Origin of the sequence: Agrobacterium sp. (assembly GCF_032092815.1) — a bacterium.
GTDB lineage: Bacteria > Pseudomonadota > Alphaproteobacteria > Rhizobiales > Rhizobiaceae > Agrobacterium.
In genome coordinates this window covers 1-9364 of sequence record NZ_DAMDBP010000076.1, presented here as the reverse complement: position 1 = coordinate 9364, position 9364 = coordinate 1, and the positions used below count along the sequence as shown (strand labels likewise).

Below are 9364 nucleotides of genomic sequence, written 5' to 3'. Positions count from 1 at the left end.
GGTGTCCAGCGTTGGCTGGTCGCCGGTGTAGGAGTGGATCGTGGTCATGAAACCATGGTCGATACCAACGGCGTCATCGAGAACCTTCACGACCGGCACGAGGCAGTTCGTGGTGCAGGATGCGTTGGAGATGACCAGGTGGTCCTTGGTCAACTGGTCATGGTTGACGCCGAATACGACGGTCAGGTCAGCGCCTTCAGCAGGAGCAGACACGATAACGCGCTTTGCGCCAGCTGCCAGGTGAGCGGCAGCCTTGTCACGCGATACGAAAATGCCTGTGCATTCCAGAGCGATGTCGACGCCCAGTTCCTTGTGTGGCAGCTGAGCCGGATCACGAACTGCGGTTACCTTGATTGGCTTGCCGCCTGCAACGGTGATGGTGTCGCCGTCGACCTTGACGTCGGCCGGAAACTTGCCGTGGATCGAATCGTAACGCAGCAGGTGAGCGTTGGTTTCTACAGGACCAAGGTCATTGATAGCGACGACTTCAATGTCGGTGCGGCCGGATTCAACGATAGCGCGAAGGACATTGCGACCGATACGGCCGAAGCCGTTAATGGCTACTTTTACAGTCATTTACATACTCCCGATCAAAAAAATATTGTGGTGGGAAAAGGTGAGGGCTTGAAGCCCTCACGCAAGTTTTGCCTCGGCTGCGGCGACAACGGCATCAACCGTAATGCCGAAGTGCTTGAACAGGTCCTTTGCCGGTGCGGATGCACCGAAGGAGTTCATGCCGACAAATGCGCCATCCGAACCGATGAAGTAGTCCCAGCCCTGACGGATTGCGGCTTCAACAGCAACCTTGACCGGTGCCTTGCCAATAACAGCCGTGCGGTAGGCTTCAGGCTGTTCCATGAACAGTTCAAAGCAAGGAACGGAAACGACGCGGGTTGAAACGCCCTTCTGTGACAATGTTTCAGCAGCCTTCAAAGCCAGCTCGACTTCGGAACCGGATGCGAAGATCGAAACCTTGGCATCGCTTGCGGAAACCAGTTCATAGGCACCGTAAGCGCTGAGGTTCTTTTCTTCATATTCCTTGCGCGACGGCGTCAGGTTCTGACGGGTCAGGGCAAGCGCCGATGGGCGGTTCTTGGTTTCCAGGGCAATCTGCCAGCACTCTGCGGTTTCCGTTTCATCTGCAGGGCGGAAGACCATCAGGTTCGGAATGGCGCGCAGGGCTGCGACATGTTCGACTGGCTGGTGGGTCGGGCCATCTTCACCAACGCCGATGGAATCGTGCGTCAGAACGTGAACGACGCGGATACCCATCAGAGCAGCAAGACGGATGGACGGACGGCAATAATCCGAGAAAATCAGGAAGCCGCCGGAATAAGGAATGAGACCGCCGTGCAGAGCGATACCGTTCATGGCTGCGGCCATACCGTGTTCACGGATACCGTAGTGCATGTAACGACCGGAGAAGTCCGAAGGTGTGATGGACTTCATCTGGCTGGTCTTGGTGTTGTTGGAAGGCGTCAAGTCGGCAGAGCCACCCAGCGTTTCGGCCAGAATGCCGTTGATCACTTCCAGCGCGTCTTCCGAAGCCTTGCGGGTTGCAACGGTCGGATTGTTCTCGGCAACCTTCTTCTTGAAGGCGTCAATGGCGCTGTTGAAGTTGCCCGGCAGTTCGCCTGCAAAACGGCGCGTGAACTCGGCCTTCTTGGCATTTTCGGTGGAGGCCAGACGACCTTCCCACTCCTGGCGTGCCTTGGTGGAGCGCAGGCCGGTGAGGCGCCATGCGTCCAGAACATCTTCCGGCACAACGAAAGCTTCCGCTTCCCAGTCGAGGTGCTTGCGGGCAGCTGCAATTTCTTCAGCGCCGAGCGGATTGCCGTGGACCTTGTGTGTGCCCTGCTTGTTGGGGGCACCAAAACCGATCACTGTCTTGCAGGCAATGAAGGTCGGGCGGTCGGACTTCTGTGCAGCCTCGATGGCAGCAGCAATCGCGTCCGGATCATGACCGTCGATTTCGATCGTGTTCCAGTGAACAGACTTGAAGCGCGCAACCTGGTCTGTGGAGTCGGACAGACCAACTTCACCATCGATGGTGATGTTGTTGTTGTCCCAGAACAGCACGAGCTTGTTGAGCTTCAGGTGCCCGGCAAGCGCGATGGCTTCCTGGCTGATGCCCTCCATAAGGCAACCGTCGCCGCACAATGCATAGGTGAAGTGGCTCTGCAGATCGCTGCCGAATTCCTGCTCAAGCTTCTTTTCGGCAATGGCCATGCCAACAGCGTTGGCAATGCCCTGTCCAAGCGGGCCGGTGGTGGTTTCGATGCCGGTGGCATGACCGTATTCCGGGTGGCCGGCGGTCTTGGAGCCGAGCTGGCGGAAACGCTTGATCTCATCGATCGTCATGTCTTCGTAGCCTGTCAGGTAGAGCAGGGCATAAAGAAGCATGGAACCGTGACCGGCAGACAGCACGAAGCGGTCACGATCTGGCCACAACGGATTTTTGGGATCGAATTTCAAATAACGGCTGAACAGGACCGTTGCTACGTCTGCGGCTCCCATCGGCAGGCCGGGGTGGCCGGAATTGGCCTTTTCCACAGCATCCATGGCAAGGAAGCGGATCGCATTCGCCATCCGGTTATGTTTGTCGCGAGAGATCATGGCTTTTCCGCTTTGTTTCGGGTGAAAGGTGATAGTTTCGAGATACTATCCAGAAAGCGGCTGATCCATAGCAGGTGGTGCAGCCAAGTCAATAAAAGCACGCGCGTTTGCCGTCGTCGACGCCATAAAAAAACAATGTAGTTTCGACTTCGGCAGAATTGATGATTACAAGGAGTGCATAAATCTCCGTCCACAGGCTATATTGTAGCATTATCCCACGTTTGATTGACGTGCTTGTTACTCTGGGAATATCGTATCGCTGCTGAAGAAGACGCAACCGGACGATTCGTCGCGGCTGCGTCAAACCGGATAAGAAAATGGCGGCGGACAAGACACTACAACTGGCGCTGTCGGAGCTTGGCTCCGCAATTGCAGGCCTTGAAAACGCAATTGACATGCGTATCGAGCGTCAACGTGAGCAGGGCGAGATCGATAGCGAAGTGCGCCGTGTCCACACGGATCGTTCGCGGCTGGCTCAGGAACTGGACCAATCCGAGTTTCGTGCCAACAGGCTCGAGGAAGTCAATCGCGAAGTATCGCGCAGGCTGGTGACAGCGATGGAAACCATACGTGCGGTTCTGGATCGCTGAGGTAAAAAGGTAGTCGAATGGCGCAAGTTACCGTTATGATCGATGGCAAGGCCTATCGTATGGCCTGCGAGGAAGGGCAGGAGGGTCATCTGACCGATCTGGCTTCCCGCTTCGATCAATATGTCGGTCATTTGAAAAGCCAGTTCGGTGAAATTGGTGACCTGCGCCTGACCGTGATGGCCGGCATCATGGTGACCGATGAGCTTTCTGAAATGAACCGAAAGCTGGATTCCTTGCAGGAGCAGGTCAATTCCCTGCAACAACACCGTGATGGTGCTGCCGAAAACCGTGCCAAGACCGATGAGTTGTTGGTGCAGACCATTGGCGACCTGACCTTGCGTCTCAACGGCATTACCGAAAAACTGTTGTCGCGGCCAAAACCACAGGCGCAGCCCAACTGATCCGTGAAACAACGTATCCGCCTGTCAATTTATCGTTCCCCTCTGGCAAAGCGGTTTGATACGCTCTATATCTGAATTGCGATCTGCGCTTCTCGACAGGAACCACAATCCCTGGGGCCATACTCGATCCAAAGGGAGCTGTCCCTGACCAGCCCCGTGGGGCTGGACACACGGTGCCCACCTACGTTTGTAGGCACCCAGGATCGTAAACATCCATCGGTCGCCGTGGATCGCACTTTCCCTCTTTCTTCTTCTCCCCATCTTCAGATGGCCTGGCGAGATCACGTCGAGGGTTGGATGTGTCGTCATTCGTTCCGCAGGTTGCGATGGCGAAATTTAAACGCAAATGTTGAAATAATAGGGCTGCGTGTCGGATAATTTCTGTGTCCGGTCATTGCAATGACAATATTATTGCTTATTATTCCAGGTGGCGTATCCGTTTAAACCCTTAGGGTTTCTGCTGTTTCCAGCCGTGATGCGACGTTCAACAGCCCAAAGAGCTAAACTTGTTTACTGAAATTATTATCGTGGTCCTGCTCACCGTATTAAACGGTGTGCTTGCCATGTCGGAACTTGCCGTGGTTTCCTCCAGAGCGGCGAGGCTGAAGGTGCTTGCCGCGCAGGGTAGTAAGGGAGCCTCCATCGCGCTCAGTCTGTCGGAAAATCCCGGCCGATTTCTTTCCACCGTGCAGATCGGTATTACCCTTGTGGGTATTCTGTCCGGTGCCTTCTCCGGTGCAACCCTCGGCTCCCGTTTTACCGGCTGGTTGATGCAGCAGGGTGTTTCCGACCGGATCGCGGATGCGCTGGGTGTCGGTACTGTTGTTGTCGCAATCACCTATCTCTCGCTGATCGTTGGCGAACTGGTTCCGAAGCAGATCGCTTTGCGCGACCCTGAGCGGGTTGCTGCCCGCGTTGCTCCGACCATGATGTTGTTGTCCAAAGTCGGTGCTCCACTGGTGTGGCTTCTGGACAAATCAGGCAAGCTCATTCTTGGCCTGCTTGGTCACAGCGGTGATACCGGTGCATCTGTCACCGACGATGAAATCCGTACGGTTCTGGCCGAAGCCCATAGCGCCGGTGTCATCGAAACCGAGGAATCGGCGATGATTTCGGGCGTCATGCGTTTGGCGGACCGTAACGCACGTGGCCTGATGACGCCGCGCCGCGACGTCGAGGTTATCGATATCGAGGACAGCCCCGAAGAAATTCGTGAGCAACTTCGCAGCACGCTCAGATCGCGCCTGCCGGTGCGTAACGGCTCTTCGGATGAAATTCTTGGCGTGCTGTTCGTCAAGGATGCATTCGACGCCTTTGCGTCCGGCAAGGAACTGAACGTGCGTGAAGCCATGCGCGAAGTTCCTGTTGTGTCTGACCTGACCAGTGCTGTGGATGTTATCCAGTCGCTGCGCCGTTCAACGGTGCATATGGTGCTGGTCTATGACGAATACGGTCATTTCGAAGGTATCATCAGCTCCGGTGACATTCTTGAAGCCATCACAGGTGCGTTTCAGGAAGAAGACGACGAAGAACCGGCTATGGTTGAGCGTGAAGACGGCTCATTCCTCGTGGCGGGCTGGATGCCGGCGGACGAGTTTGCTGATCTCATGGGCTTTCAGATCGATGATGATGCCGAGTTTGAAACCGTTGCCGGTCTGGTGCTGGGGGAATTCCGTCGTCTGCCGGAACTGGGTGAACATGTCACGCGTAATGGCTGGCGTTTTGAAGTCATTGATCTTGATGGCCACCGCATCGACAAGGTGCTTGTGAGCCGGGCTGCCTGATGTCAGGCGACCCACTGGCCAAGGCTAGGCTGCGCGGCGAACGACTTGCCGCGCGGGATGCGCTTGGAAAAGACGAACGCGCGGAGAAAAGTCTTGCCATTGCCGCACATGGCATATCCGGGCTTGACATCAAGTCTGGTTCGGTCATTTCAGGATTTTTACCGATCCGTTCCGAGGTCGATCTCTGGCCGCTGCTGATTGATTTGGCCAAGAAGGATGTGCGGATCTGCCTGCCCGTTGTGCTCGACCGTCGGACCATCGTATTTCGTGAATTCCACCCTGACATAGCGCTTGTCGACACCGGTTTTGGTACCAGAGGCCCGGGTGAGGATGCGGCCGTGCTCGACCCCGACATGTTGCTGGTGCCGTTGTCGGTTTTTGACGGTCAGGGCAACCGTATCGGCTATGGTGCTGGCCATTATGACCGTGCAATCGACAAATTGCACAAAAAAGGCATGAATCCTGTGCTCGTGGGCGTTGCATTTGCCTGCCAGGAAGTGCCATCAGTGCCGGCGGAGCCGCATGACGTGCGCCTTCATGCCGTTTTGACTGAAAATGGCGTCAGATATTTCGAGTAGTGGGTCTTTGCATGCGGCTTTTGTTTTTGGGTGACATGGTTGGAAAAACAGGACGGACAGCGGTCTGGGACCGACTGCCGGGTTTGATTTCTGACTTGAAACTCGATTTTGTCATCGTGAATGGTGAAAATGCTGCCGGTGGTTTTGGTATCACCGAAGATATCTATCTCGAAACCATCAATGCCGGTGCCGATGTGGTGACAACCGGCAACCATGTCTGGGACCAGAAGGAAGCCGTGTCGTTCTGCGAACGGCATGATCAGTTCTTGCGTCCGGCCAATTATCCTGATGGTACGCCCGGTAAAGGCTCCGGCATTTTTTATGCCCGCAACGGTGCGCGTGTGTTGGTGGCCAACATTATGGGGCGTGTTTTCATGCACCCTGAACTGGATGACCCCTTCAAGTCTGCCGAGAGCATTCTGGCAGCCTGCCCGCTGAAAGAGCAGGCGGATGCCATCATTTTCGATTTCCATGCCGAAGCCACCAGTGAAAAACAGTGCTTTGGACATTTTGTCGATGGCCGCGCCAGCTTTGTGGTTGGCACCCATACACATGTGCCAACGGCGGATGCGCAAATTCTCAACGGCGGCACGGCCTATATGTCGGATGCCGGCATGTGTGGCGACTATGATTCGTCGCTGGGCATGGAAAAGGAAGAGCCGATTAACCGTTTCATATCCAAGATGCCAAAGGGTCGGTTTGAGGCTGCAAGTGGTCCAGCCACCATCTGTGGTGTCGGTGTGGAAATCTCCGATCGCACCGGTCTTGCCGAAAAGATTGCACCGCTGCGCATTGGGCCGCGTCTGGCCGAAACCATTCCAGCCTTCTGGGTCTGACGGTTTCTCCCTCCTGATGACGAGATTGTGAAAGGCCGTTTAGGCTTGATGCTGGACGGTTTGCCTGTCTTGCCGCATCTTCGTGACGGGAAACCAGTTCAGGAGAACGGCATGATGCTGCGCGTGCTTTCATTCGCATTCACCGGACTTCTATCCGCGGCGGGCATTTCATTCGCACAACAAGCCGAAAGACCTCCGGTCAGCCAGTGTCAGGCCATCGCTCAAAAAATCCCTGGTGTTACCTTTGCCAGTTTCAAGGTTCCTGATGTGCAGTTTGTGCAGCAGTCAGCCAAGGAAGAGGTGAAAATCACCTTCATCGGCCACTCGACCTACGAGATTGAAACCCCGGCCGGTGTGCGGATTGCAACCGACTATAATGGTGTTTACCGCCCGCAACGGACGCCAACGGTTGCTACCATGAACCGTGCACATTCAACCCATTACACGTTGAAGCCCGATCCTGGCATTGAATATGTTCTGCATGGCTGGAGCGACAAGGCGGGTGAAAAGGCCGTTCACCAGATGATGCTGGATGACGTCTATATCAGAAACGTCACGACGGATATTCGCAGCGGCTGGGCTGATTACGAATCCTTCCAGCAGAATGGCAATTCGATCTTTATTTTCGAGGTTGCCGGACTGTGTATCGGGCATCTCGGCCATTTGCATCATGAGTTGACCAACACACATTATTCGGAAATCGGCCGTCTCGATATCCTGATGGTGCCGGTGGATGGCGGCCTCACGATGGGGGCCGACAGCATGAGTCGGGTGGTCAAACGTCTGCGCTCGGCCCTGATCCTGCCGATGCATCGCAGTGGGCCACCGTTGCAGCAATTTGTCAGCATGTTCAGCGGTTCATTCGATGTGGCTTTTGCAAATGAACCCGTCATTACTGTTTCGATGCGCTCATTGCCAAAAAAGCCGACCATTCTTGTGCCGCAGGGTCTGTGAGACTTGGCCGGAGTTAATAAAAAAGCATGCAGGGCTTGCCCGCATGCCTGAGTTCGTGTCTCGTCTTTGCTGTGTATTATGCAAAAGCGAGATGCTGTCTGACACCCACATCCGGCGTCTTGTGTTCGCTTATATTGGCCTTGGCAATTTCCCACCCAAACTTGAGAGTGCTATCGGTGGATGCCCATATATCAGCATCATCGACATGCATGGCCAGCATGGTCAGTTCAGGGTCTTCCTTGCCATGTTCATACCAAGCCGCAACGACCGAATTCCAGTACTCATCGATCTTGCTGTATTCCTTGCGTTGTTCAAGAGTGCCGGAAAGGCAAGCGTGATAATCATGGTTTTTACCAACAACGCAGAAATGAGCACGCGAACCCGATTTCAGCTGGTTGACCAGATCGGTGTTGGTTTTGGCAAAAAACCAGATGGTATTGGTTTTGGGGTCGGCATGGGGCGCCATTGGCTGCATATGAGCGTGCAACCCTTCTAGGCCCAACATGCCAGCGTGAACCGAATTGATCTCATCCCATAGCTGCTGAGCGGGTGCTTCACGGGCTTCGCTAAGACTTACCATTCTTTGTCCTTTCCGGATTTTCCCAAGTGGGCATAACGCCCGTTTTTGATGCTTCCGGTTTGAAAACGAACGAGCAGTGGGTTCCGTTCCAGTCTGTTCGTGGCATTTCAATGCGCCAACAGGCTTGAATGAACGGCGCTTCGCACTTATAAGGCCGCATTCCAAACAAATTATCGGATCAGGGGTGCCATGGCTGGCCATTCACAGTTCAAAAACATCATGCATCGCAAGGGAAAACAGGATTCGATCCGTTCGAAGATGTTTTCGAAGCTCGCACGTGAAATCACCGTTGCTGCCAAGACTGGTCTGCCAGATCCGACGATGAACGCCGCTTTGCGTCTGGCCGTCCAGAACGCCAAAGCCCAGTCGATGCCGAAAGACAACATCGACCGCGCGATCAAGAAGGCTTCTGGTGCTGACGCCGAAAACTACGATTACGTACGTTACGAAGGTTACGGTCCTGGCGGCACGGCCGTTATCGTTGAGGCCCTGACGGACAACCGCAACCGTACGGCATCCAACGTCCGCTCCATCTTCACCAAGGCTGGTGGTGCGCTCGGGGAAACCGGTTCGGTGTCCTTCTCCTTCGACCGGGTTGGCGAAATCACCTACAAGGCCTCGGTCGGCGATGCTGACAAGGTCATGGAAGCTGCCATTGAAGCCGGTGCCGACGATGTCGAAACCACCGAAGAAGGTCACACGATCATTTGCGGCTTTGAAGCGATGAATGAAGTTTCCAAGGCGCTCGAAGGTGTGCTTGGCGAAGCGGAAAGCGTCAAGTCAATCTGGAAGCCGCAGAACACGGTTCCTGTCGACGAAGACAAGGCTGAGTCGCTGATGAAGCTTATCGGCAACCTCGAAGACGATGATGACGTTCAGAGCGTCTATTCGAACTTCGAAGTGTCGGAAGAAATTCTGGCCAAGCTGTCTGCGTGATTTGTATATAAGCTAGTGAAAAAGCCCCGGTTCGATGAACTGACCCCCGAAAGTTGGACACCCAACCTCGGGGGTTTTGCATGTCTAAA

The 9364-nt window shown here is 54.9% G+C and carries 10 protein-coding genes and 1 other RNA gene; 8 read left to right on the top strand and 3 right to left on the bottom strand.

The features are described 5' to 3' along the window. A partial coding sequence (locus RT613_RS23095) for a glyceraldehyde 3-phosphate dehydrogenase NAD-binding domain-containing protein (protein WP_313618710.1) occupies positions 1-576 on the bottom strand: 576 nt, incomplete at its 3' end. Positions 577-633: 57 nt separating this feature from the next. After that, a complete protein-coding gene (gene tkt, locus RT613_RS23090; protein ID WP_313618709.1) occupies positions 634-2616 on the bottom strand; it encodes a transketolase in 1983 nt (660 codons plus the stop codon). Positions 2617-2933: 317 nt separating this feature from the next. Between tkt and RT613_RS23085 the strand changes: the two genes are divergently transcribed. From RT613_RS23085 to RT613_RS23055, 7 genes are all read left to right on the top strand, one after another. Then, positions 2934-3206, top strand: a complete 273-nt coding sequence (locus RT613_RS23085; RefSeq protein ID WP_313618708.1) for a DUF4164 domain-containing protein — start codon at positions 2934-2936, stop codon at positions 3204-3206. Positions 3207-3223: 17 nt separating this feature from the next. Next, positions 3224-3607: a cell division protein ZapA gene (locus tag RT613_RS23080; protein ID WP_313618707.1), complete on the top strand. Its 384-nt coding sequence runs from the start codon at positions 3224-3226 to the stop codon at positions 3605-3607. Between the two features lie 77 nt (positions 3608-3684). After that, positions 3685-3843: non-coding RNA, 6S RNA (gene ssrS / locus RT613_RS23075), on the top strand. Positions 3844-4128: 285 nt separating this feature from the next. Further along, positions 4129-5391 carry a hemolysin family protein gene (locus RT613_RS23070; RefSeq protein WP_313618711.1) on the top strand — a complete coding sequence of 421 codons (1263 nt, stop codon included), beginning with the start codon at positions 4129-4131 and terminating at the stop codon, positions 5389-5391. Next, positions 5391-5969 (top strand): 5-formyltetrahydrofolate cyclo-ligase, encoded by a 579-nt coding sequence (locus RT613_RS23065; RefSeq protein WP_313618706.1) that lies wholly within the window; start codon positions 5391-5393, stop codon positions 5967-5969. The genes RT613_RS23070 and RT613_RS23065 overlap by 1 nt, the downstream gene beginning before the upstream one ends. 11 nt (positions 5970-5980) lie before the next feature. Continuing rightward, positions 5981-6805, top strand: a complete 825-nt coding sequence (locus RT613_RS23060) for a TIGR00282 family metallophosphoesterase (protein ID WP_313618705.1) — start codon at positions 5981-5983, stop codon at positions 6803-6805. Positions 6806-6916: 111 nt separating this feature from the next. Then, positions 6917-7759: an MBL fold metallo-hydrolase gene (locus tag RT613_RS23055; protein WP_313618704.1), complete on the top strand. Its 843-nt coding sequence runs from the start codon at positions 6917-6919 to the stop codon at positions 7757-7759. Positions 7760-7835: 76 nt separating this feature from the next. Here the strand turns inward: RT613_RS23055 and RT613_RS23050 are convergent, their stop codons facing one another. Beyond that, a complete protein-coding gene (locus RT613_RS23050) occupies positions 7836-8339 on the bottom strand; it encodes a pyridoxamine 5'-phosphate oxidase family protein (protein ID WP_313618703.1) in 504 nt (167 codons plus the stop codon). Positions 8340-8528: 189 nt separating this feature from the next. Between RT613_RS23050 and RT613_RS23045 the strand changes: the two genes are divergently transcribed. Next, on the top strand, positions 8529-9275 hold the full coding sequence (locus tag RT613_RS23045; RefSeq protein ID WP_313618702.1) for a YebC/PmpR family DNA-binding transcriptional regulator: 747 nt from the start codon (positions 8529-8531) through the stop codon (positions 9273-9275). Positions 9276-9364: the final 89 nt, after the last annotated feature.

What these genes read in the sequence shown, in the direction of transcription:
- tkt (WP_313618709.1), bottom strand. Translation starts at nt 2,616, where the DNA reads ATGATCTCTCGCGACAAACATAACCGGATGGCGAATGCGATCCGCTTC.
- RT613_RS23085 (WP_313618708.1), top strand. Translation starts at nt 2,934, where the DNA reads ATGGCGGCGGACAAGACACTACAACTGGCGCTGTCGGAGCTTGGCTCC.
- RT613_RS23080 (WP_313618707.1), top strand. Translation starts at nt 3,224, where the DNA reads ATGGCGCAAGTTACCGTTATGATCGATGGCAAGGCCTATCGTATGGCC.
- RT613_RS23065 (WP_313618706.1), top strand. Translation starts at nt 5,391, where the DNA reads ATGTCAGGCGACCCACTGGCCAAGGCTAGGCTGCGCGGCGAACGACTT.
- RT613_RS23060 (WP_313618705.1), top strand. Translation starts at nt 5,981, where the DNA reads ATGCGGCTTTTGTTTTTGGGTGACATGGTTGGAAAAACAGGACGGACA.
- RT613_RS23055 (WP_313618704.1), top strand. Translation starts at nt 6,917, where the DNA reads ATGATGCTGCGCGTGCTTTCATTCGCATTCACCGGACTTCTATCCGCG.
- RT613_RS23050 (WP_313618703.1), bottom strand. Translation starts at nt 8,339, where the DNA reads ATGGTAAGTCTTAGCGAAGCCCGTGAAGCACCCGCTCAGCAGCTATGG.
- RT613_RS23045 (WP_313618702.1), top strand. Translation starts at nt 8,529, where the DNA reads ATGGCTGGCCATTCACAGTTCAAAAACATCATGCATCGCAAGGGAAAA.